The organism is Alkalihalobacillus sp. AL-G (genome assembly GCF_030643805.1).
Lineage (GTDB): Bacteria > Bacillota > Bacilli > Bacillales > Fictibacillaceae > Pseudalkalibacillus.
In genome coordinates, this window is record NZ_CP094656.1 from 1,662,998 (window position 1) to 1,685,390 (window position 22,393).

Consider the following 22,393-nt stretch of genomic DNA (forward strand, 5'->3'; position numbering starts at 1 on the left):
GCATCTGAATACCGGTTTAGAGTAGAACGGAGGTTATGTTATAATGGAAATGAAGAATCAAAATAGAAAGGGTAGATCAATGAACTGGTACGAAAAACTCAATCAATACTTTCCAATTGAAGAAATGAAATCGAAGCAACACATGGAGCTATTATTGCAGGAGAAAAGTGATGTTTACCAAAAGGATGAGGGAGAACATCATGTGCTGATGTACGCCGAGTTTGAGGATTTTATATTCATTGATTATATCTTTGTATCGGGTGCTGCACGTGGTCAAGGAATCGGACACAAGCTTTTAGAGAAACTGAAGAATAAAGGAAAACCTATTATTCTAGAAGTGGAACCGGTCGACTACGAGGACACAGATACAGAAAAAAGACAGCGTTTTTATATAAGAGAAGGATTCAAGCATGCAGAATCGATTGGATATAGTCGACGTTCTCTGGCGACCAATGAGATCAATGAAATGGAAATCTTGTTTTGGGCACCAAATGAAGAATCCGAAGAGGTTATTTATGAAAGCATGAAAAAGACATACGAGAAGATTCACACATACAAAGATAAGGAGCTTTACGGGAAGTCATACCAAAACGTTGAAGATGTTCTCACCTTTGAAGAGTGATGAATGAAAGGACGGTGAGTAATATGAAACGCCGTACGAAAAATAAAAAGAAACGTGAATGGTTGAAAGACCTTCTTAAGAAGAAGCTTGGTGGATGGTCTCCACAACCAAACAAAGGTCCAGCTTCTCAATCCAAGCATACTGCTTAACGGATTTAAAGTGAAAAGACTATAAGACCTGGGTGGAGATGGTTTATTCCACTCAGGTCTTTGTATTTACGTAAAAAAGGATTACACTCACAAATTAATAATTTTAATTTTGCGCGCTCACTTTTCAATACTGAGTTTCGAACCATTTGTTGACTGAGAATTCCCTTAATTCTATTTTTTATTTCTCGATTTGAAGTTTAAAATAAATAAGAGGGGGAATAGCATTATTGAACTGATTATACCCAATGGTTTGAATCAATTGAAACTTTTTTGACCCCCTATCATCCATATAAAAATTGTAGTATAATATAAAATATGATTTAATAATCTTTTTCAAGTAGGATTCTCTACAATTTGTATGTAAATCATGAAAGGAGTCGATCCTTATGGTTAAACTATATACTTCACCGAGCTGTACTTCATGTAGAAAAGCGAAAGCATGGTTGGAAGAGCATGAGATTCCATTTCAAGAACGCAACATTTTTTCAGAGCCTCTTTCGATAACAGAATTGAAGGAAATTCTCCGAATGACGGAGGAGGGTACGGATGAGATCATTTCCAAGCGTTCAAAAACGTTTCAGGAATTGAACATAAATCTCGAAACCATGCCTCTTCAAGATTTGTTTGAATTAATGAGTGAGAATCCCGGATTGCTGCGACGTCCGATCCTGATCGATGAAAAACGATTGCAGGTAGGATATAACGAAGATGAAATCCGTCGGTTCCTACCGAGAAAGGTCCGGACATTCCAGCTTCAAGAAGCACAAAAAATGGTGAATTGATAAAACGGGTTGACAGACGTCAACCCGTTTTATTTGGAGAAGAAAACTTGGCTAAACCAAGTTTTCTTTTATACATTTGTACGTGATTTTACACGTTTAGTAAGCCAGCCTGCGAGTAAAATACCCCCGATTACGACAACATAAATCAGCAACTTAAGTATGAGATTGTCCGCAACCCATTCGTGAACAACTTTTTCTTCCATAATCATCCCAGCAGCAGTAAACCCTAAAACTCCTGCCCCTATGAATATGATAGAAGGATATTTTTCCATAAAGTGGAGGATCAATTTACTTCCCCAAATGATGATTGGTACTGAAACAAGTAAACCAATAATTACGAGAAGAATGTTTCCATGAGCTGCACCAGCGATTGCTAGTACATTATCAACACCCATGACAATATCGGCCACAACAATCGTCCGAATTGCTTCAATAAGGGTTGTTCCGCCTTTTATATCTGCATCATCATTATCATCGGATAATAAGTTGTATGCAATGTACACAAGCAACAAACCACCGATTAACATTAAATATGGAATTTTCAATAGAAAAACAGCAACAATGGTCAACAGGACACGAACCGCAATCGCAAGTCCTGTACCAAGGAAAATTGCTTTGTTTCTTTGGTGGTCAGGCAAATTTCGGCTTGCTAGTGCAATTACAATCGCATTATCCCCACCTAGAACGATATCGATGGCGATAATCTGCAGCAAAGCAATTAAAAATTCAGAGTCGAAAATCAAAAAAAAGCTCCTTTCTGCTAATACACTTGACGGCTAGTATGAATCCACGTACAATCAATATCAAAAACTATGTAGCTTAGACTAACGTTGAAATTATAAGATAGTTTTTCCTTACCGTCAAGTATAGAGCACAGGACAAAGGCCTATTTTGATGAAAAAGAAAAAATGGTCATGCATTTTTATTTCATTATTCCTTTATTTATCATAGAATAGAAGTACAAGAAACTCCATTTATCATGAAGGATATAACTTTCGCGATTACGGGAATACCTAGTGTAATGAGTTAACCATATTTACTGCACCGGGGTTTAATATCTCTTCCAGGTGATAATCTGGATCGAAGGGAGAGAAACACCATGGAAATTGAACGTGTCAATGAGTATACGATTAAATTTTTTATTACGTATAATGATATAGAAACAAGAGGCTTTGATAAGGAAGAAATTTGGCAGAACCGGGAAAGAGGAGAGGAATTGTTTTGGGAAATGATGGATGAAGCCCATCAACAGGAACAGTTTTCCTTAGAAGGACCGCTCTGGATTCAAGTTCAGGCACTTGATAAAGGACTCGAAATACTAGTTACACGAGCTTCTCTTTCACAGGATGGATCAAAGCTGGAGCTGCCAATTTCCGACGATAAGCAGGTGGATGTACCAGTAGATGAAAACATCGAAAAGATGCTGGACCATCAGTTTAGCTCTGATGATAAATCTGATGATGAGATCGAAGCAGACGATGAAGATTATCTATCGTTTATGCTCCGTTTTTCCGATATTGAGGAGCTTATACGGCTAAGTCATTATATTAAAACCGAATCATTTGAGGACACACTTTATCATTATGAAAACAGATATTATCTGTACGTGACATTTTATGATGCTTATAGTGAATCGGAGCAGGATGATGTCTTAAGCCAGATGTTAGAATTTGGGGATGAAGCTGATCTAACGATACATCGTCTTGAAGAATACGGCAAAGTTATTATCCAGGACAATGCTTTGGAACAACTAAATGAAAAGTTTCCGCAACGATAACAAAACGCCGAATTCATTTGAAGTTCGGCGTTTTTACATAATAAACAACATACAGCTCGTATTTACATCATATACAACGTCTAGTTTGGTATGAAGCTTGATATAAACTTAGCTACGCAGATTTTGTAGAATAAAGGATGGAAGACGATGTTCAAAAAAACGATGCAGGTAAGCTTATTTTTGGCTTTGTTGATAAGTATCTTTGTTATTACAAAACCATATTGGGAAAACTGGATCCTTGGAGCACTCAGTTTGTTTTTCTCGCTTTCCGCTCTTTTTATCGGACTTGTCATATTCATGGAAAACCGTCACCCATCCCAAACTCTTACATGGATTGTCGTTCTTGCTGCATTCCCGTTTGTCGGATTTTTCTTTTATTTATTGTTTGGTAAGAATTATCGAAAGAAAAAAATGTTTGCCCAAAAGGCTCTCATTGATGAAGAGGCGTTCTCAAGGTTTGAGCAAAATCGAGCGATAAATAATGAACAATTTCAAATGATGGGTGACCACCAGCGACTACTATTTAAATTAGCACAAAAGCTAGGTAAGAGTCCGGTGTCATTTAACACGAACACGCGGGTGTTGACCAACGGAAAGGAAACCTATGCTTGTATATTCCAAAGCATAAAAAGTGCCAAGGAACATATCCATCTTGAATATTATATCGTTCGGGATGATCGGATCGGAAGGGAGTTACAAACACTTTTAACTGAAAAAGCAAGAGCAGGGGTGGAGGTTCGCTTTTTGTATGACGGGGTTGGCAGTTGGCGGTTATCCCAAGAATATGTGGATGAACTTGAACAAGCCGGGGTTCAGGTCAAAGCATTTTTACCTGTAAAACTCCCCTTCTTCAATAATAAAATCAACTATCGAAATCACCGGAAAATCATCGTCATTGATGGAGAAGTCGCTTTTGTTGGTGGAATAAATATCGGTGACGAATATTTAGGCCTGAATCCAACGTATGGCTTTTGGAGGGATACACACCTTTGGGTCAAGGGTGAGGCTGTTCGAAGTTTACAGCTAATCTTTTTGCAAGACTGGTATTCAATGACGGGTGAGACCTTGTTGAAGCCACAATATCTTTCCCCAGCTATACCGGATATGAAATTAAACGGGGGCGTACAGATGATTTCCGGTGGCCCCGATCATCAATGGGATGTAATCAAAAAACTGTTTTTTTCGATGATCATTTCTGCGAAACGGTCGATCTGGATTACTTCCCCTTATTTTATACCTGATGAAGATATCTTGAATGCTTTGAGGGTGGCTGCATTAAGTGGACTTGATGTTCGTATACTTGTACCGGCCAAACCAGACAAACGACTTCCGTTTTATGCCTCGCGGTCTTATTTTCCAAGTCTGTTGGAAGCAGGGATAAAGATTTATGAATATCGAAAAGGATTCCTCCATAGTAAAATCGTAATTGTCGATAATGAGCTTGCATCAATCGGAACTGCGAATATGGATATGAGAAGTTTTCATTTGAATTTTGAGGTGAACGCATTCCTATACCGGACCAATAGTACATTAAGATTAGTTGATGATTATTTACAGGACCTTGAAAATTCGACTCAACTGGTACTCGATACGTTCCAAAAACGTTCGATTTTTAATAAGCTGGTGGAGTCGACTTCAAGGCTGTTGTCCCCATTGCTTTAGGGCAAAGGGGAAATGAGAGGACACTGACGTTTTTACTGTTCAGTGTCCTTTTTATTATGCGGTACACGCCACCATTTCTTGAAATCCATCAGCCAACCGATATTCGAGGACCCATTCGCCTAAAAACTAGGAGGTTGAGTCCCGCAAATCATTTTTCCAGGACCCATTCACCTAAAAACTAGGAGATTGAGTCCTGCGAATCATTTTTCCAGGACCCATTCACCTAAAAACTAGGAGGTTGAGTCCCGCAAATCGTTTTTCCAGGACCCATCCGCCTAAAAACTAGGAGATTGAGTCCTGCAAATCATTTTTCCAGGACCCGTTCTCCTAAAAACTAGGAGGTTGACTCCCGCACACGATTTTCAAAAGCCGAAAGAGGAATTTGTTTTTTAATGACGAATAAAGGAGATACAAAACTAATATTGAGGTGATGCAATGCTCCTGGCAAAATCAGCGAGTGGACAGTTGATAAATCTTGGGGAACCTTGGGAACGAAAGGACCTAGAGCAGCTACGAAAGAATGAATCCTTTCTTTGTCCCGCCTGCTCCAACACGGTACAATTAAAGCTTGGTTCGAAACGAATTTGGCATTTTTCCCATCTCGATTCGAACGAATGCAGCGGGCAGCATGAACCCGAATCCATGTACCATCTAACTGCAAAAGTGCAACTATATCAATGGTTGAAAAAGAACTACCCTATTGTGAAAATGGAACATTATTTCACAAGCTTCAAGCAACGCCCCGATCTTCTTCTTTCGAATATTACCCGCCTTTATGCGATCGAATTCCAATGCTCCACAATTTCTGAAAAACTCATTCAAAAACGAACAGCCACATATTCCCAGCATAGTATTGAGCCGTATTGGATTCTTGGTCATTCACGGATTTCAGCTAAGTCAGATTGTGTATTCCGGATGGATGACGTTGCATGGAATGCAATTCGGTTTGCACCGAAAACCGATCCATTTCTTATTTATTACTCTCCGAGGAATCAGTACTTCTTTCTTTTACAATCGATTATCCCATTTTCAACCCGAACTGTCTTTGCAACCCCTCTTGCGATCGCCTTACCAGATGCAACCTTTCCAGTGCAAATTGATCCTAAAATCTCCCGTTTTCCCACTAGCTTAATCCAACCATGGAAGAACCTCCTCCAACAAACCCGGTTGTACCTCCATTTAAGCCGAGATCCCGCTGTTTTAAATCTAAAAAAAAGGATGTTAGATAAGGGTATTCCTGTCAGCTTATTTCCGGCTGAAGCAGGTATCCCAACAAAATATTTATATTGGTTTAAGACCCCCTCCTATATCTGGCAGACTCGTTTTCTTATCGAGATGATCGACCCTCTCCCATTAGGTAGTTCAATAGATTTTCAGAACGTATATCGGTTGTTCATCAAACAGTTTTCAGCGTTGAAGATTAAGAGGAGACTGTTCTCAATCAAAGTAGATTCTCACATCTCATTTGCGATTATGGATTACATGAATTGGCTAACTCGATTGGGTGTCTTGGAACGCAAGTCATCGGTAACCTTTATTAAGATGAGGGGAATTGAGTATCCTAGCTCTATTGCTGAGGCGAACCAGAGGGTTTTGGATATACTACAAAAGCTTTCTACCTAGTAAGTGGATAGCCTGAAAATTTCATGTGTTATTAAAGGAAAACGATAGGATAGCCTCGAATTTTTATTTTATGAAGTGGAATGTTTGTATAGGGCAATCATTCCAGATATACTCTATTTAAGTGATGTTGAAAAAAGGGAGGAACTTTAATATGGCAGAACAATCCGTAAAATCAATACCCAAAAGAGAAGAGATTCCAGTAGAGGATACGTGGAATCTAGAAGATATTTTCGAAACCGATGAGAGTTGGGAAGAAGAATTCAAACGGGTCAAACAATTGATTCCTGAGATTGATCAGTTTCAAGGTAAATTAGGCGAATCAGCGGAAACGATGTATGAAGCACTGCAGCTTCAGGACAAGATTACGATGAAACTAGGGAAGTTATATACATACGCCCATATGCGCTATGATCAAGATACAACGAACTCCTTCTACCAGGGGTTGAATGATCGAGCATCAAACTTGGCGACTGAAACGAGCAGCCATCTTTCCTATATCGTACCGGAAATTCTATCATTGGACGAAGCTACCATCAAGTCATTTGTCCAAGAACATAGTGAATTAAAGCTGTATGAACACCTTCTTGATGAAATCAACCGCAGTCGGCCGCACATTCTTTCCAAAAAGGAAGAAGCTTTGCTGGCGGGTGTAGGTGAAGTGACAAGTAGTCCGAGTAACACATTCGGGATGCTGAACAACGCAGATATGAAATTCCCTTCTGTAAAGGACGAAAAAGGGGAAGAGATCGAACTAACACACGGAAGATATATTCGATTCCTAGAAAGCGATGATCAGGAAGTACGAAAAAATGCATTTCATGCTATGTATAGCTCATATGATAAGTTTAAAAACACATTCGCAAGCACATTGAGCGGGACGGTCAAGAAGGATAATTTTTACGCAAAGGTACGGAATTACGATTCTGCCCGTCAAGCTGCACTTGACAGTAACAATATTCCTGAAAAGGTGTATGACAATCTTGTAGGGACAGTCAATGATAATCTGCATTTACTGCACCGGTATGTCAAGTTGAGAAAAAAGGCGCTTGGACTTGATGAACTGCATATGTATGACCTTTACACACCAATCGTGAAAGATGTAAAAATGGAAATCCCTTATGGAGAAGCACAAGACCTCGTCCTTAACAGTCTTGAACCTATGGGAGAAGAATACGTTAATATTGTCAGTGAAGGCTATGAAAAACGCTGGATTGATGTTCAAGAGAACGCAGGTAAGCGAAGTGGGGCCTATTCATCAGGCGCATACGGAACGATGCCATACATTCTTATGAACTGGCAGGATAACGTTAATAATCTATTTACACTGACCCATGAGATTGGGCACTCTGTACACAGCTACTTTACACGAGCATCCCAGCCATACCCGTATGCGAACTATTCGATTTTTGTAGCTGAGGTGGCTTCAACGTGTAATGAAGCACTACTGAATGATTATCTCTTAAAGCATACAGATGATAAGAAGAAAAAATTGTATCTGTTGAATCACTTGCTTGAGGGGTTCCGAGGTACTGTCTTCCGTCAAACGATGTTTGCAGAGTTTGAACAGCTTATTCATGAGAAGGCAGCAGAAGGGGAAGCTCTGACACCGGATCTCTTTACGAAGTTGTATTATGAACTGAATCAGAAATACTTTGGGGACGATATCGTCATCGATGAAGAAATTGGCCTAGAATGGGCACGTATCCCTCACTTCTATTACAATTACTATGTTTATCAATACGCGACTGGATTTAGTGCTGCAGCATCCCTATCCAAACAACTTCTTGAAGAAGGAAAGCCTGCAGTTGACCGCTACATCGAATTTTTAAATGCGGGAAGTTCAGATTATCCGATCGAGGTTCTGAAAAAGGCAGGGGTCGATATGACGAGCAGCAAACCAATCGAAGATGCATTGTCAGTGTTTGAATCTGTTTTAGGTGAAATGGAGCAATTATTGTTTGAGGACGAGTAGGATTTAGGATATTTATTATACCGGGGCTAGCTCTTAATAAGGAGTTAGCCCCTTTGTTGTAGGATAAAATAATTTTATCGATTGAGAAGCACGTTCATTAATGAGTAGAGTTGAAGCCTTTAAAGCTACGTCTGTGGAAGTACCGGTGTACTGTATAAAAAATTGAGATAAATAGCAAAGGCGTTGCAATAAAAAGAGGAAACATCCTCAGAAAACCGAAGATAACTAGAATAAAGCTGATCAATATCGCTGATAAACCAACAAATTTCCAATCCATTATTCAGCCCCCTTTCCATAATAATTTATGAGACGAGTGTAAAAAAAATGAGCAAACAAATGGAGGTAATATGCGTGAACGAAGTAGTGTAATCCTAATTAAGCAAAAGAAAGTTGCACTAATAAAAAGAGAGTGGAATGAGGAAGTCTACTATGTGGTCCCAGGCGGTGGAATTGAACAAGGGGAAAGTCCTGAACAGACAGCGATTCGAAGCGTCTGAGGAGCTTGGTGTTGTGATTAGGGTCAAATCCCTTCTTTATACACTACAATGGGAGGGCAATCAGTACTTTTATCTTGCTGAGATTATTGGGGGAACCTTTGGAAAAGGAAACGTGGAGGAATTTATGGATCACAAACGTAATCGAGGAACGTACGAACCTGTTTGGGTTACCGTAAATTCACTTGCAAGGTTGGATGTCCGTCCGAAAGAACTTGTTCCAATCCTTGAAGGGCTGGTTTATGTGTGAAAAAGAGGTTGACATTAAGCACAGTGATCTTGCTTCAGCCCCTTTTGATTCCTTGGAAAAGGTAACTTACTACAATTTTCACTTTATACGCGAAATATACGAGTTCGAGTTCCACACCAAAACTCAGAAGTTCCCTTACCCAGACCGTAAACCCCAGCCATAATCGGAATTTCACACATAAATTGAATTTGTTTCCTGTATTATCGATATTCTTCAAATAACAAAGAGACTGACCCCATATTTTGAAGGTTTTCACCTTATGAGTCAGTCTCTTGCTTAATTATCGCTTTTCGATATATCGCCAAAACGTTCCATGCTTAACAGGAACACGTTCTACTCGCTGCTGCAGCACGAGTTTTTTGAATTCCTTTTCAACTTCACCCTTTGACAGATTGTATACCTCAGCAATTTCCTGAGTTGCAACAAATCGATATTTTTTCAAGAAATCCAGAAACGTCGGTGGAGAAATCTTTTCAGGCTTTTTCCCCAACAACTCCTCAAGGATGTGTACATAAATTTCATACGGATACATTCCAGTAATTTTAATGCCTTCCTCAGATGTATTACTGAAAAACACGAGTGAAGGCAGTTGGTTTACTTCCATCTCCCTCGTTGTTTTCACATCGCATTGAAAGGCTCTTACAGCCCCTTCGGAATGGAGGTCTTTTTGAAATTCCTTCAAATCCAGTCCAGACTCAATCGCACAAATCTCAAGAACCTCAAGCTTGGAGATATTTTGTTTTTGTAAAAACAAGACTTCCCGCAGCTTCCGTAAAAAGCTGACGCCCGCCGCTTTTCCTTGAAGCTCCGCCGCCTTGACAGCAATCGATGCGATATACGGTGTTTTGATCGGGTCCTCCAACCAAAGGTCCCCATCGCAAGACATTCCTGAACGGTTTGCAATCTTTTCCCAGCTTTTTGCGACTTCCTCTCGTGAGCAAATACCATCTCGTTTTCGAAGAACACTATTCCAGTAGTCCAAGTGTCCTCCCATCAAGTGGCGAAGTCTGAAGTATTGACCATATTCGATTTGTAGTTTCTTCAAAACAGGTTCGAGTCCCCAGCACTCTGGGCAGAGCGGATCAACGAACGAATAAATTTCTACAGGACGGCTTACGCCTGGGGGTAAGATTCCAAGATCGTATTGAGCTTGTAAGGTGTTAGATTGACCTTTTTTTCCGTCTTCATACGTTGTCAATGGTTATTCTCCTCTCTGTCGCTCTTATTCAGGATGGTTAACCATGTGATAGGCTGTCATCGTTAAACGGCTAATAAGGTATTCTTTCTTAGAGCTTTCCAATTCAATTTCATCAATTGCTTTATTCATGCAAGAAAGCCATGCTTCGGCTCTCTTAGGTGTAATCTTAAAAGGCATGTGTCTTGCCCGTAACATTGGATGCCCATGTTCTTGAGAATATAAGGGTGGACCACCCAAAAATTGTGTAAGGAATTGTTTTTGCTTCCGCATCGTTTCCGTCAGATCATCCGGGAAGATTGGTGCAAGATCCGGATGTGCTTGCACTTTTGGATAAAAAGCTTCTACAAGTCTCTCAATCGTTTGTGCTCCTCCGAAAGCATCAAAAGGGGTTGTACCACTTGGTTTCGTCATTTCTTTTACCTACCTTATTTTTGGAAAGAGCGGATATGTGAAAGAATCTCCAGCACTCAATGCATTTATGCGCTGGACTTCCGCTTTGTTATAAACATGTTATTACTTATTTTAGCAATGACAGTCCTAGAAGGGCAAACAATCTGATTGAACCAGATTTCCCCATAAAAAAATTGAGCCGATGACAGGAGTTCACTTACGACTCAACCTTAACTTAAACGACTTGATAGGAAGCCATCACTTTTTGCACATAGGTTCTCGTCTCGGAAAAAGGGGGAATGCCCCCATACCGATCAACGTTTCCTGGCCCCGCATTGTAGGCTGCAAGGGCAGTCTGTATATTTCCATCATAGCGATCAAGCATCTGTTTCAAGTATTTTGTGCCACCTAGAATGTTCTCTCGAGGATTATATGGGTTGTTCACTCCAAGCCATTCTGCTGTATCTGGCATCAATTGCATCAATCCCATTGCTCCAGCAGGGCTCGTGCTTAATGGGTTATAGCTGGATTCTTGCTTAATTACTGAGTGGATTAAGCGAGGATCTACGCTATACGTCTTTGCCGCTTCTTGAATGTATGTATCATAGACACTTGATTTCGTATCAGAGAGCGGTTGGATGTTCATCGTACTCATATAAATGGGATTAGTACTAAAAGATGATGCATTAAAACGATTGCTTATATTCTGATCCTTTGTTTGGATGGTCGATTGTAGTTCAGCCTGGAAAATATCCATCCATAATGAGGATGGGAAGCTGGTTAAGTCTGAGCTCGTGTTCATTTGTCTCATCGACTGAATTTCAATTAAGGATTTAATTAATTGGCTATTCATATGTATCCCTACTTTCTTCTGTTCCTTCATTTTATCAGAAGATGCTACTGCTGCATATTTTTTACATGTTGAACAGCATAAGCGATTACTATAGTATAAGACCAGCCAAGCCTTCGCCAAAGGTTTTCTTTGAGGATTTTAGGGGTGCCTTCTGTCATACCTTTATGTACATCCTTTAGCGTAAAGATTTCTTTACATCGAAGAACCGCCTGATTTTGTTTGGAGTCTTCCGCTTTGGAATATTGAACTTCTGTAGGAATTGTTCAAACTCATATTTACCCTGCGCTGCATCTTTGACTTCAAATTCGATTTCAAAATCTTCGTGATGGAGATACATGGAATGATCGAAAACAAGCAGCCCGGATTGATAATTGATTTCTGCTCGACAGGTTGTCAAAGATCCTAGAGATCGTAGGGAAGAAGGTTCAATGTTGAGTTTGTGTTGCAAAAGATTCATCATATCGCTTTTTTCGTTCAGTTTACCCGAAATGAACTTGTGAGCAGTTTGTTCATTGAGTAGTTCGTGTGTTTCAAGTAACGCTTCACCGTGTGGCTGTTTAAGGGTAAAGGTATACTGATTTTTTTTTTGACGTATTCTAAGAGCGCACCCTAGCTCTTTTAAACGAAAATCAGTTGTATCAAAATAATAATTCGTTTGTTCAACAAATGAAGCTAATGTAAGGCCAAAGTGGAGCATAATTTGTTCGAATTCCTGTTTATTCACTAGGTTCTTAAGCTCGATTTCTACTTCCTGATTCATTGGATTCACCTCATATGATTTTCGTAGTTATTATCTCACATCCCAAGATGGGGTACAATTTATTATCACGCTCAAGAATATGATACACTTATGAAGGAAAGTTCTTAACTACATACTCGATTTAGGTTATAGCAATAGGAGGTTCATAATGACAACAAGATTAGAAGTTACTTCAAGTGCATCCGGAGATGATTTCATTCAATTTACCTGTAAAAGTGATACTGTGCCTACAGAGGTTGAGTTACAACCATCTGGTCAAGTTCTCGTTGATTCGGATTCACAGTCATTCATCTACATTCTTGATTCAAGCGATGATTTCGTTTACGTATCGTTTTCTAAAGAGCACTGGGGAGCATTGAAGGATATCATAGATAAATCGAAAGAAGTTAAACTAGAAACACCAAATCATCCAACATTGGTCCTTGAATGTTTTAAGCCTGAATTGGAATATTTAATTGAAAATATAAAAGGAAATGCAAATTACGGTAATGAAATGATGAAAAGTGTTGAGTCGGTGTTTTTTAATGAAGAGCAAATCGACGAATAATTGTAACTTCCGAATAAAAAAATAGTTTTTCGGTGGTGGTCAAGTGGATTGGGAAGTCTTTTTAAACCCTTATAATCAAGCAGTAGATGAACTTAAAATTAAGTTTAAAGGTATTAGAGAACAATGTGTAATCGAAAACAAACATACCCCTGTTGAATTTGTGACAGGACGTGTAAAACCGATTGCCAGTATCCTCGATAAAATGAAGCGAAAAAACCTTTCAATCGAGGAAGTAGAAACAGAGATCCAAGATATTGCAGGGCTTCGGATCATGTGCCAGTTTGTAGATGACATTTACGCGGTCATCGAGTTGCTACAGAAGAGAAATGATCTTGAATTCGTTGAAATACGAGATTATATTACGAATAAAAAGCCAAGCGGTTACCGTTCTTTTCATGTCGTTGTTTCGTATCCGGTGCAAACGGTGGATGGAGAAAAGCGACTGCTCGTAGAAATCCAAATTCGAACGCTTGCCATGAATTTTTGGGCAACGATTGAGCATTCTTTAAATTATAAATATGGAGGCGCAATTCCTACAAACATTGAGGAGCGACTCCAACGGGCAGCTGAGGCTGCTTTTCGATTAGATGAAGAAATGTCTCTCATAAAAGGTGAAATACAAGAGGCTCAAAAGATATTCGAATTAAAGGAAAGTCGGAAACGTACATAATAGAAGTCATACGAGGATTTTCATTTTTCTAACAAGGATGAGATATGGATGAAATTTTCAATTATATCAAAGGGCGATGACGTTTCAGCTAAACTTGAAAAGCGAATAAAGACATACTTACTCGATTTTAATTTGACATGGGATGAAAAAGAACCTGATATCGTTATTTCAATCGGTGGAGATGGGACGCTATTACACGCGTTTCACCATTACATAAACCGAGTAGACGAAACTGCTTTTGTCGGGGTTCATACTGGCCATCTTGGATTTTATGCAGATTGGACACCAGAAGAAGTGGAAAAGCTCGTCATTCATATTGCGAAGACGCCGTTTCAAATCGTTGAATATCCATTGCTTGAAGTAACGATCCGTTATTTAAATGATCAAAAAGAGAGCAAATATCTAGCGATGAATGAATGTACCGTAAAGAGCGTGGAAGGTTCCCTTGTTATGAATGTTGAGATTAAAGGTGAATATTTTGAAACATTTCGTGGAGATGGAATTTGTCTCTCAACACCATCAGGTAGCACCGCTTATAACAAAGCATTAGGTGGGGCGATCATCCATCCATCCTTACCGTCGATACAGTTGGCTGAAATGGCCTCCATCAACAATCGGGTTTTCAGAACAGTCGGGTCGCCGCTCGTCCTGCCTCAGCATCATACATGCTTGCTGAAGCCAGTGAACGATGTTGATTTTCACATTACGATAGACCATTTGTTTTTGCTTCAAGAAAAAGTGAAATCGATCCAATGTCGGGTAGCAGAAGAAAAAGTTCGTTTTGCCCGGTTCAGACCGTTCCCGTTTTGGAAACGTGTCCGTGAATCGTTCGTAAAAGAATAAGAAAAGACAATCTATTTATGAAAGAGTCGTTGCATATGAAGCCATTTCAAATTACTTGGAAGGTAGAGGAATCCCTCGAGGGACAATTGCTCCGAGAATTCCTTTTAAAAGAAAAAGCGATCTCACGTCAAGCATTAACCGATATAAAATTCAATGGCGGAAGCATATACGTGAATGGTCAACCAGTTACCGTCCGTCATGTTCTTCATAACGGAGACAATGTCACAGTTCAGTTTCCGCTTGAAGAAGTAAGTGAACATATGGCACCTGAGGAAATGCAGTTATCGATCTTGTATGAGGACGATCATTTCCTTGTGGTAAACAAGCCACCAAATGTGACGACAATTCCATCTAAATATCAAAATACAGGATCCCTTGCACAAGGGGTCCTGCATTATTATCAATCGAAAAATATAGGGGCGACGATTCATATCGTAAACCGACTAGATCGGGATACGTCTGGGATTGTCCTGATCGCTAAGCATCGTTATGCACATTCTCTTCTTTCTCTTCAGCAGCAATCGTCACAACTGACAAGGACGTATTCGGCACTATGTGAAGGCCATCCGATTCGAGAGAAGAGCACAATCGAGGAGCCGATCGGGAGAAAAGAAGGCAGCATCATTGAACGATGTGTAAGGAAGGATGGACAGTTCGCCCTTACGCATTATGAGGTCTTAAAGAAGTATACGGATTTTTCATTTATACGTCTGAACCTCGATACCGGGAGAACCCATCAGATTCGAGTTCATATGGCCCATATCGGGCATCCGCTGCTAGGTGACGATTTGTATGGAGGATCGACAGAAAAGATGCAACGGCAAGCGCTTCATAGTACGACGCTCACGTTCCACCACCCGTTTTTGGAGAAGGAAATGACATTGATGGCGCCTCTTCCAGATGATTTTTTGCAATTACTCCAAAGGGGTGAATAAACCAGTGGCTAGCAAATTGATTCTGCCTACATCATTTGAGATTGGTAAGTTGAAAAATCTGGTGAAATCAGGAAAAAGCTACGACGGTAACTCAAAACTAATTACCCTCTTAGTTTGTAAAGAACCCCCTTGTTGCTCTAAAGGCTTTTTTTACGAAACCTGTCTAAATGAGCTATATTCGAGACGCAATTTCCTAATAATTGTTAATCTCATATCCGGTTACGCCTTATTCGGTGCGTATTCTCCTAATTATTGTTAATCTCATATCCGATTAAGCCGTATTCGGTACGCGTTCTCCTAATTAATGTTAATCTTATATCCGATTACGCCGTATTCGGTGCGTATTCTCCTAATTATTGTTAATTGCATATCCGATTATGCCTTATTCGGTGCGTATTCTCCTAATTATTGTTAATCTCATATCCGTTTATGTACTATTCGGTGCCCAAAAATGGGAAGCATTCAAGCTCTTCCAGCAACCTCAACTCTCGTCTTCAAACGAATGGAACTTCTCCTCAACCAAGGGCATGCTTGACGGTATTGATACTGTCTGGTCCTCGGGGTGTCGATAAGCAGTCAAAGAACCACCGAATACGCAGCCTGTATCGATGTTGATCGTGTTTCCTACCTTACGTGGTACTTTTACAGGGGTGTGACCGTAGACGACCGTCCGTTCCCCTTCATAATGCTTCGCCCAATCCCGTCTCACCGGCATTCCGTTTGGATGTCGTTCACCTGTAATATCTCCATATAGCACAAATGTCCTGACTCGTTTATGTGTATGGCCGATCAAATCTTCTCGAATACCAGCATGAGCAACTATAAGCTGCGTATCGTTCAACTGCAAGTAAAGAGGAGCATCTTCAACCAGCTTTTTAAATTTTGTCGCTACCTTCACCTGATCTTCAGAGGAAAGTGCCTTGAACTCAGCAACTGTCGTTTCAAGGCCGTGCTTGATTTGAACATCCCTTCCGCAAAAATAGCGATAAAGCTTGTCACAATGATTTCCTGGTGTGTACAAAGCTACCCCTGACTCAACAAGATCATAGACGAAATCAATCACCTTTAAAGAATCAGGTCCGCGATCCGTCAGATCACCAAGAAACACGATGGTTCGATTGTCTGTATGAAAATAGACTCCATTTGTTTCACGCTCAAATCCAAGTTCTTTTATAAGCTGGAGAAGTTCATCAAAACAGCCATGAATATCACCAATAACATCATATTTCAAGATTTGGACCTCCATAAATGAAATAAGCATCGATCAGCTATAACATAGTATATACAAATTCGAAATGTATAAAAAGAAAAGCACCTAGGTTACAGGTGCTCAATCAAACATATAATTTCTCGTTCTGGATCGCACATTCAAGACAAGCCCAATTGCAATCATACTTGCTAAAATCGAACTTCCACCGTAACTGATAAATGGAAGTGGAATCCCTGTAATCGGTAATAGCCCAATTACCATACCGATATTTTGGAATACCTGGAACGTGACCATGCCGATTACACCCGCACACAAATAGCTTCCAAATGGCTCATTACTTTCGAGTGCAGTATGGATCATGCGATAAATCAATAAGAAGAATAATGATATGACAAAACTGGTACCCATAAAACCAAATTCTTCACCGATGATCGAAAAGATGAAATCGGTATGTGCTTCAGGAAAATAAACGGTTCCATCTGTAAAACCTTTTCCGAATAATTGCCCGGAACCAATGGCTAATAACGATTTGACAAGATGATACCCTATGCCTTCATCATACTCATAAGGCTGAAGCCAACCATAAAACCTTTCAAGCTGATAATCGGCCAATATATATGTCAAAAAGAATTCTGGGAAGTATAAATACAAGAACACTAATCCTGTAATGAGTAAAATAAATAATAACGTAAGCAGAAAAATAATTCGCCAACGAATACCTGAAACGAGGAGTAAGCTGGCAACAATTGCAATGAACACAAGAGTCGTTCCAAGGTCTGGCTGTAATAAAACGAGAAAGACAGGCGGCAGTGAGATCAACAAAATTTTACCGATCAACAAAAAGTCTTCCCGGATCGACCGATCGACATATTTTTCATTATGAACGGTAATCGAGTTTGCCAATGAAATGATCAATGCAACTTTCATGACCTCGGCAGGCTGGAAGGCTAACCCTCTATACCGATACCAGCTATAGGCTCCATTGATTTCAGGTACAAGAGCTGCATCAGTTCCTGCATTTGGGTCGATAAATGGGATCACAACAATACCGACAAGAAGGAAGACCCCCAGACCATATATGTACCATGAAAGTTTTCTAAACTGATCGAAATCAAGAATCATAATAATAGCAATGGCGATAAAACCAACCGCATACCATACAATTTGTTTCAAGACAAAGTTTGATTCGTATTGTCCAATGATCATCGCACTGTAGATTGAAATGCAACTCGAACAAATTAAAAGGAATAATATAAAAAGTAAGTTATAATCAATTTGTTGGAATGGTGATTCTTTTTCTAAGTTTGTCATTTATCTTTACCTTCCTTACTTTGTTGAAAACAATCTGTACGTTAGATTTAAACGTGATTTATTAATCTACAACTATAAAATCATACCACTTTCTATGATACAGAACTATACATACTTTGAAAATGATTAAACCCGATTTTAATTCGTTGACAAATTGTAGACGTTTTTTTACGATGAACAGGTCATAAATAAAGATTACCCTAACAAAGAGAGGGGGAGCTTGAATGGAGCACACAACTGAAGAGGAATTCATACCGGTACTGGAAGCATTAGAAAGGGACGATATCGATCTGTTTCGCAAGAATTTCCTTGATATGCATCCCTATGATCAAACACGGGTATTTCTTAGTTTGACAGAGGAAGAACGTATGAAGGTTTACAGTTATCTTTCCCCTGAAGAGATGGCCGAGATTTTTGAAAACATCGAACGCGAAGATACGAAGGATTACTTATTTGAAATGGAACCTTTCTACGCGGCTGAAATGCTTGGCGATATGTATGCCGATGATGCGGTTGACGTATTAAATGACCTTGAAGCAGAACAGCTTGCGAGCTATCTGACCATCATGGACGATGAAGCAGCACAAGAAATCAAAGAGCTTCTTCATTATGAAGAAAAAACCGCTGGTAGTATTATGACTACTGAGTTTGTTTCCATTACAGCCAATCAAACGGTCACGGAAGCTATGCAAATTTTACGAAAGGAAGCTCCCGATGCGGAAACGATTTATTATCTTTTTGTCATAGACGATACTAAAAAGCTTGTCGGTGTCATTTCCTTAAGAGATTTGATAATTGCTGATGAAAATACACTAGTAATCGATGCGATGAACGACCGAGTCGTATCAATATCGGTTGGGGAAGATCAGGAAGAGGCAGCACGGATGATGAAGGATTACGACTTTCTTGCCTTGCCGGTTGTCGATTTTCAACAGCATCTGCTCGGAATCATAACCGTTGACGATATCGTAGATGTTATTGATGAGGAAGCTTCTGAGGATTATTCAAAACTTGCAGCGGTATCGGATATGGAAACCGTTGACCGAAATCCAATGCAAGCAGCAAGAAGACGACTACCTTGGCTGATCATCCTGTTGTTCCTTGGGATGATTACCGCCAGCCTTATCGGCCAGTTTGAAGCGACACTTAATCAGGTTGCCATTCTTGCCGTTTTCATCCCGCTTATTGCCGGGATGGCTGGGAATACCGGCACACAAGCACTGGCGGTGGCAGTCAGAGGAATCGCAACAGGTGATACAGATAAACAGGATATTCGTAGTCTCATTTTACGTGAAGCAGGAACAGGACTTATAACAGGTGCGTCGTGCGGCATATTGATTACAATCGTGGTTTTCTTCTGGCACCATTCCATCTACCTAGGGTTATTAGTAGGAGTTTCGATTTTGTTTACATTGATTGTTGCAACTCTGGCAGGTGCATTAATTCCATTGTTGATGTATAGACTGGACATAGACCCGGCGGTCGCTTCAGGTCCTTTTATTACGACAATCAATGATATAATTAGCGTTTTAATCTATTTTGGTATGGCAACAGCTTTGATGCCTTACCTGATAGAAAGATAACGGAGGTGTCAAATGGAAGAAACCCATTCTTTTATGTCGTTGCTTATAGTTGTTCTGGTTGCTTTCCTAACCCCGATCCTATTGAACAAGTTCCGAATCCATATTGTCCCGATAGTCGTAGCAGAAATTATTGCTGGACTGATTATCGGGAAATCAGGATTTGACATTGTAAATCCAGATCAGTTGTTAGAAACGCTATCGACTCTCGGCTTTATTTATTTATTATTTTTAAGTGGACTGGAAATTGATTTTTCCATTTTTTCATCCAAAAAGAAATCAAAAAATGAAGCCGGACCATCTGGAATCTTATTTCCCAGCATAATTTTCATAATGATGATGGCTTTATCTTTTGGAATAGCTTGGCTGTTTGTCCTGACAGGTTTTATTGACAATGCATACCTGATGGCACTGATCATCGCCACCATTTCTTTAGGAATCGTTGTACCGACTCTGAAAGATACGGGGATAATCAAAACGGGTCTTGGACAAACGATTTTGTTGATTACTGTTATAGCTGATCTAGCAACAATGATTTTATTAGGAGTTTTTGTTTCAGTTTATTCGCCTGAAGGAAAAAACACGTGGTTGTTATTATTATTATTCATTGCTGGTCTAGGCTTATACTTTCTTGGTAAATTCTTCAAAAATCGACCGGTTTTCACCAATCTTAGAAAAGGGACTATTCAAATTGATACCCGTGCCGTTTTTACGCTGATCATAGTGTTAGTGGCTCTCTCTCAACAGGTTGGGGCTGAAAGTATATTAGGTGCATTCCTTGCAGGGGCTTTAGTATCCTTATTAGCTCCCAACCCTTCGATGGTTCAAAAGCTTGACTCATTTGGTTATGGTTTTTTGATCCCGATCTTTTTCGTTATGATTGGTGCGCGCATTGACCTTATTGAACTCTTTGCCGATCCCGACGTACTGATTCTAATGCCGTTTCTATTAATTGCATTTATGGTCACGAAAATAGTTCCCATTCTTTGGTTTAAAAAATGGTACAAAATCCAAACCGTTATGAGTATCGGGGTACTCTTATCTTCTAAGCTGACGTTAGTTATCGCTGCAGCTGAAATCGGTGAAAGAATGGGAATGATTGATTCCAAGATGTCATCAGCAATCATTCTCGTAGGAGTGATCAGTTGCATTGTGGGGCCGATTTTCTTTAAAAAGCTTTTCCCAAGAAAGACAGAGCAGGGAACGAAAACAATTGCTATCCTTGGTGCAAATAGTATAACGTTACCATTATCGCAAAGGATTAATGATGATTATAAAATTTGCTTGTATCATCTGAGGTCCAATACAATTGATAAGAATTATTCCGAAGATCACTTACGGACTTATGATGTCACTGTCATTGATAATTACGAAATCGAATCATTAAAAAAGTTAGGTGTATTTAATGTCGACATATTATTAGTTTCCACTGAACATGATGATTTAAATGCAACGATTGCTAAAGCTGCAAAGGAAAATAACGTTGAGCGGGTCATCACAAGAATCGAACCTGATGAGAAAGCTGAATCCTTGAGAGAAGAAGAGATTGAAGTATTTTCTACTTTAATGTCTACCATTACATTACTAGAAGCGATGATCAAATCACCGCATGTAATGAACCTTTTCACTTCCCAGGAAAATTCCCTTGCAGAAGTGTTGATAAATAATGATGATTATATTGGTGAGTCCATTAAGAGATTGGATTTTCTCGGAGATACGATCATTATCCGGATCTTTCGCGAAAATGAGGCCCTGGTACCGCATGGGGATACTGCACTTAAATTGGGTGACCGTTTAATTGTTACAGGTAGTGAAGGGAGTATTCAACAATTAAAGGAGCAACTAGAGTTTTAGGGGAGCGCTATTCATCAAGGAAAAATTTTTTATTACCATGAAATCATGGTACAATTAAATTAGTACTAGGTCTTAAGAACAAATGATGAAAAATTTGATTGAAGGAGGATCATGCATGAACCTATCTTTGGAGAATCGTACATATGTAATTATGGGTGTAGCAAATAAACGCAGTATTGCTTGGGGTATTGCTCGTTCACTGAGTAAAGCAGGAGCTCGTCTTGTGTTCACGTATGCAGGAGAGCGTTTTGAAAAAGGGGTCCGTGATCTTGTGGAAACATTAGATCGTAAAGACTCGCTTGTCATTCCTTGTGATGTTACCGATGATGAACAAATTAGTGAGGCATTCGGACGAATTAAAGAAGAAGTCGGTGTCATTCATGGAGTTGCCCACTGTATTGCTTTTGCAAGAGTGGAAGAACTAAAGGGAGAATACTTGAACACGACGAGAGATGGTTTCCTTTTAGCGCAAAACATCAGCGCCTATTCATTGACGGCAGTAGCGAAAGAAGCACGTCCGTTAATGACGGAGGGCGGTAGCATCATGACGATGACCTATCTCGGTGGAGAGCGTGTAGTATCTAATTACAACGTTATGGGTGTTGCAAAAGCTTCCTTGGATGCAAGTGTAATGTATCTTGCCGAGGACCTTGGTAAAGATGGCATCCGAGTCAATGCGATTTCAGCTGGACCGATCCGGACATTGGCTGCAAAAGGTGTTGGTGACTTCAACAGCATTCTGCGCGACATCGAAGAACGTGCACCGCTCCGACGTACGACGAGTACGGAAGAAGTCGGGGATACTGCATTGTTCCTCATGAGTGACCTTTCAAGAGGACTTACTGGAGAAATTCTCCATATCGACAGTGGATTCCATATTTTAGGGCGATAGGAGCTAATCGATAGGATAC

At 39.9% G+C, this 22,393-nt stretch carries 24 protein-coding genes; 16 read left to right on the top strand and 8 right to left on the bottom strand.

Annotated elements, in window-relative coordinates; all coding sequences use genetic code 11:
• Positions 1-79 precede the first annotated feature (79 nt).
• The 3 genes from MOJ78_RS08575 (at position 80) to spxA (ending at position 1,553) form a co-directional block, all read left to right on the top strand.
• Complete coding sequence (locus MOJ78_RS08575) at positions 80-622, top strand: GNAT family N-acetyltransferase (RefSeq protein ID WP_304981213.1); 543 nt, start codon at positions 80-82, stop codon at positions 620-622.
• Positions 623-645: 23 nt separating this feature from the next.
• Positions 646-771, top strand: a complete 126-nt coding sequence (locus MOJ78_RS08580) for a hypothetical protein (RefSeq protein ID WP_304980770.1) — start codon at positions 646-648, stop codon at positions 769-771.
• A gap of 386 nt (positions 772-1,157) precedes the next feature.
• Complete coding sequence (spxA, locus tag MOJ78_RS08585) at positions 1,158-1,553, top strand: transcriptional regulator SpxA (RefSeq protein ID WP_304980771.1); 396 nt, start codon at positions 1,158-1,160, stop codon at positions 1,551-1,553.
• A 68-nt stretch (positions 1,554-1,621) separates the two neighbouring features.
• On the opposite strand, the gene MOJ78_RS08590 is transcribed toward spxA, so the two are convergent.
• Complete coding sequence (locus tag MOJ78_RS08590) at positions 1,622-2,293, bottom strand: TerC family protein (protein WP_370529812.1); 672 nt, start codon at positions 2,291-2,293, stop codon at positions 1,622-1,624.
• A gap of 359 nt (positions 2,294-2,652) precedes the next feature.
• On the opposite strand from MOJ78_RS08590, the gene mecA reads away from it, so the two are divergent.
• From mecA to pepF, 4 genes are all read left to right on the top strand, one after another.
• Entirely contained in the window at positions 2,653-3,330 is a 678-nt protein-coding gene (mecA, locus tag MOJ78_RS08595; protein ID WP_304980774.1) for an adaptor protein MecA, read from the top strand.
• A 147-nt stretch (positions 3,331-3,477) separates the two neighbouring features.
• Positions 3,478-4,992 (top strand): cardiolipin synthase, encoded by a 1,515-nt coding sequence (gene cls, locus MOJ78_RS08600; RefSeq protein ID WP_304980775.1) that lies wholly within the window; start codon positions 3,478-3,480, stop codon positions 4,990-4,992.
• A gap of 435 nt (positions 4,993-5,427) precedes the next feature.
• On the top strand, positions 5,428-6,615 hold the full coding sequence (locus MOJ78_RS08605; protein ID WP_304980776.1) for a competence protein CoiA: 1,188 nt from the start codon (positions 5,428-5,430) through the stop codon (positions 6,613-6,615).
• A gap of 151 nt (positions 6,616-6,766) precedes the next feature.
• Positions 6,767-8,587, top strand: a complete 1,821-nt coding sequence (gene pepF / locus MOJ78_RS08610; RefSeq protein WP_304980777.1) for an oligoendopeptidase F — start codon at positions 6,767-6,769, stop codon at positions 8,585-8,587.
• A 97-nt stretch (positions 8,588-8,684) separates the two neighbouring features.
• On the opposite strand, the gene MOJ78_RS08615 is transcribed toward pepF, so the two are convergent.
• Positions 8,685-8,864, bottom strand: coding sequence for a hypothetical protein (locus tag MOJ78_RS08615; RefSeq protein WP_304980778.1), 180 nt, complete (start codon positions 8,862-8,864; stop codon positions 8,685-8,687).
• Positions 8,865-8,934: 70 nt separating this feature from the next.
• Here MOJ78_RS08615 and MOJ78_RS20915 point away from each other — a divergent pair, with 70 nt between their 5' ends.
• Together MOJ78_RS20915 and MOJ78_RS20920 are read left to right on the top strand one after the other, a co-directional pair.
• Complete coding sequence (locus MOJ78_RS20915) at positions 8,935-9,084, top strand: NUDIX domain-containing protein (RefSeq protein ID WP_370529779.1); 150 nt, start codon at positions 8,935-8,937, stop codon at positions 9,082-9,084.
• Between the two features lie 13 nt (positions 9,085-9,097).
• Complete coding sequence (locus MOJ78_RS20920) at positions 9,098-9,331, top strand: NUDIX hydrolase (protein ID WP_370529780.1); 234 nt, start codon at positions 9,098-9,100, stop codon at positions 9,329-9,331.
• A gap of 280 nt (positions 9,332-9,611) precedes the next feature.
• On the opposite strand, the gene MOJ78_RS08625 is transcribed toward MOJ78_RS20920, so the two are convergent.
• The 4 genes from MOJ78_RS08625 to MOJ78_RS08640 form a co-directional block, all read right to left on the bottom strand.
• The gene (locus MOJ78_RS08625) at positions 9,612-10,529 is read right to left on the bottom strand and encodes a ClpXP adapter SpxH family protein (protein ID WP_370529781.1); all 918 of its coding nucleotides are present in this window, start codon (positions 10,527-10,529) and stop codon (positions 9,612-9,614) included.
• A 24-nt stretch (positions 10,530-10,553) separates the two neighbouring features.
• A complete protein-coding gene (locus tag MOJ78_RS08630) occupies positions 10,554-10,940 on the bottom strand; it encodes a globin domain-containing protein (RefSeq protein WP_304980779.1) in 387 nt (128 codons plus the stop codon).
• 214 nt (positions 10,941-11,154) lie between these two features.
• Positions 11,155-11,772 carry a lytic transglycosylase domain-containing protein gene (locus tag MOJ78_RS08635; RefSeq protein WP_304980780.1) on the bottom strand — a complete coding sequence of 206 codons (618 nt, stop codon included), beginning with the start codon at positions 11,770-11,772 and terminating at the stop codon, positions 11,155-11,157.
• Positions 11,773-11,947: 175 nt separating this feature from the next.
• The gene (locus tag MOJ78_RS08640; protein ID WP_304980781.1) at positions 11,948-12,532 is read right to left on the bottom strand and encodes a CYTH domain-containing protein; all 585 of its coding nucleotides are present in this window, start codon (positions 12,530-12,532) and stop codon (positions 11,948-11,950) included.
• Positions 12,533-12,680: 148 nt separating this feature from the next.
• Between MOJ78_RS08640 and MOJ78_RS08645 the strand changes: the two genes are divergently transcribed.
• The 4 genes from MOJ78_RS08645 to MOJ78_RS08660 are packed head-to-tail and all read left to right on the top strand — an operon-like array spanning position 12,681 to position 15,527.
• Positions 12,681-13,079 (top strand): UPF0738 family protein, encoded by a 399-nt coding sequence (locus MOJ78_RS08645; protein ID WP_304980782.1) that lies wholly within the window; start codon positions 12,681-12,683, stop codon positions 13,077-13,079.
• Between the two features lie 43 nt (positions 13,080-13,122).
• Positions 13,123-13,749 carry a GTP diphosphokinase gene (locus tag MOJ78_RS08650; protein WP_304980783.1) on the top strand — a complete coding sequence of 209 codons (627 nt, stop codon included), beginning with the start codon at positions 13,123-13,125 and terminating at the stop codon, positions 13,747-13,749.
• A gap of 48 nt (positions 13,750-13,797) precedes the next feature.
• On the top strand, positions 13,798-14,592 hold the full coding sequence (locus tag MOJ78_RS08655) for an NAD kinase (RefSeq protein ID WP_304980784.1): 795 nt from the start codon (positions 13,798-13,800) through the stop codon (positions 14,590-14,592).
• 35 nt (positions 14,593-14,627) lie between these two features.
• Positions 14,628-15,527, top strand: coding sequence for an RluA family pseudouridine synthase (locus tag MOJ78_RS08660; protein ID WP_304980785.1), 900 nt, complete (start codon positions 14,628-14,630; stop codon positions 15,525-15,527).
• A gap of 481 nt (positions 15,528-16,008) precedes the next feature.
• On the opposite strand, the gene prpE is transcribed toward MOJ78_RS08660, so the two are convergent.
• Together prpE and MOJ78_RS08670 are read right to left on the bottom strand one after the other, a co-directional pair.
• Positions 16,009-16,758, bottom strand: a complete 750-nt coding sequence (gene prpE / locus MOJ78_RS08665; RefSeq protein ID WP_304980786.1) for a bis(5'-nucleosyl)-tetraphosphatase PrpE — start codon at positions 16,756-16,758, stop codon at positions 16,009-16,011.
• A 99-nt stretch (positions 16,759-16,857) separates the two neighbouring features.
• Positions 16,858-18,048 carry an FtsW/RodA/SpoVE family cell cycle protein gene (locus MOJ78_RS08670; protein ID WP_304980787.1) on the bottom strand — a complete coding sequence of 397 codons (1,191 nt, stop codon included), beginning with the start codon at positions 18,046-18,048 and terminating at the stop codon, positions 16,858-16,860.
• A gap of 224 nt (positions 18,049-18,272) precedes the next feature.
• Between MOJ78_RS08670 and mgtE the strand changes: the two genes are divergently transcribed.
• From mgtE to fabI, 3 genes are all read left to right on the top strand, one after another.
• Positions 18,273-19,631 (top strand): magnesium transporter, encoded by a 1,359-nt coding sequence (mgtE, locus tag MOJ78_RS08675; RefSeq protein WP_304980788.1) that lies wholly within the window; start codon positions 18,273-18,275, stop codon positions 19,629-19,631.
• Positions 19,632-19,643: 12 nt separating this feature from the next.
• Entirely contained in the window at positions 19,644-21,482 is a 1,839-nt protein-coding gene (locus tag MOJ78_RS08680) for a monovalent cation:proton antiporter family protein (protein ID WP_304980789.1), read from the top strand.
• A 115-nt stretch (positions 21,483-21,597) separates the two neighbouring features.
• A complete protein-coding gene (gene fabI, locus MOJ78_RS08685) occupies positions 21,598-22,374 on the top strand; it encodes an enoyl-ACP reductase FabI (RefSeq protein ID WP_304980790.1) in 777 nt (258 codons plus the stop codon).
• The last annotated feature ends 19 nt before the right edge of the window (positions 22,375-22,393 follow it).

Excerpts from the sequence above, each read along its gene's own strand:
- MOJ78_RS08575 (WP_304981213.1), top strand. The coding sequence starts at position 80 with ATGAACTGGTACGAAAAACTCAATCAATACTTTCCAATTGAAGAAATG.
- MOJ78_RS08580 (WP_304980770.1), top strand. The coding sequence starts at position 646 with ATGAAACGCCGTACGAAAAATAAAAAGAAACGTGAATGGTTGAAAGAC.
- spxA (WP_304980771.1), top strand. The coding sequence starts at position 1,158 with ATGGTTAAACTATATACTTCACCGAGCTGTACTTCATGTAGAAAAGCG.
- mecA (WP_304980774.1), top strand. The coding sequence starts at position 2,653 with ATGGAAATTGAACGTGTCAATGAGTATACGATTAAATTTTTTATTACG.
- cls (WP_304980775.1), top strand. The coding sequence starts at position 3,478 with ATGTTCAAAAAAACGATGCAGGTAAGCTTATTTTTGGCTTTGTTGATA.
- MOJ78_RS08605 (WP_304980776.1), top strand. The coding sequence starts at position 5,428 with ATGCTCCTGGCAAAATCAGCGAGTGGACAGTTGATAAATCTTGGGGAA.
- pepF (WP_304980777.1), top strand. The coding sequence starts at position 6,767 with ATGGCAGAACAATCCGTAAAATCAATACCCAAAAGAGAAGAGATTCCA.
- MOJ78_RS08615 (WP_304980778.1), bottom strand. The coding sequence starts at position 8,864 with ATGGATTGGAAATTTGTTGGTTTATCAGCGATATTGATCAGCTTTATT.
- MOJ78_RS20915 (WP_370529779.1), top strand. The coding sequence starts at position 8,935 with ATGCGTGAACGAAGTAGTGTAATCCTAATTAAGCAAAAGAAAGTTGCA.
- MOJ78_RS08630 (WP_304980779.1), bottom strand. The coding sequence starts at position 10,940 with ATGACGAAACCAAGTGGTACAACCCCTTTTGATGCTTTCGGAGGAGCA.
- MOJ78_RS08635 (WP_304980780.1), bottom strand. The coding sequence starts at position 11,772 with ATGAATAGCCAATTAATTAAATCCTTAATTGAAATTCAGTCGATGAGA.
- MOJ78_RS08640 (WP_304980781.1), bottom strand. The coding sequence starts at position 12,532 with ATGAATCAGGAAGTAGAAATCGAGCTTAAGAACCTAGTGAATAAACAG.
- MOJ78_RS08645 (WP_304980782.1), top strand. The coding sequence starts at position 12,681 with ATGACAACAAGATTAGAAGTTACTTCAAGTGCATCCGGAGATGATTTC.
- MOJ78_RS08655 (WP_304980784.1), top strand. The coding sequence starts at position 13,798 with ATGAAATTTTCAATTATATCAAAGGGCGATGACGTTTCAGCTAAACTT.
- MOJ78_RS08660 (WP_304980785.1), top strand. The coding sequence starts at position 14,628 with ATGAAGCCATTTCAAATTACTTGGAAGGTAGAGGAATCCCTCGAGGGA.
- MOJ78_RS08670 (WP_304980787.1), bottom strand. The coding sequence starts at position 18,048 with ATGACAAACTTAGAAAAAGAATCACCATTCCAACAAATTGATTATAAC.
- mgtE (WP_304980788.1), top strand. The coding sequence starts at position 18,273 with ATGGAGCACACAACTGAAGAGGAATTCATACCGGTACTGGAAGCATTA.
- MOJ78_RS08680 (WP_304980789.1), top strand. The coding sequence starts at position 19,644 with ATGGAAGAAACCCATTCTTTTATGTCGTTGCTTATAGTTGTTCTGGTT.
- fabI (WP_304980790.1), top strand. The coding sequence starts at position 21,598 with ATGAACCTATCTTTGGAGAATCGTACATATGTAATTATGGGTGTAGCA.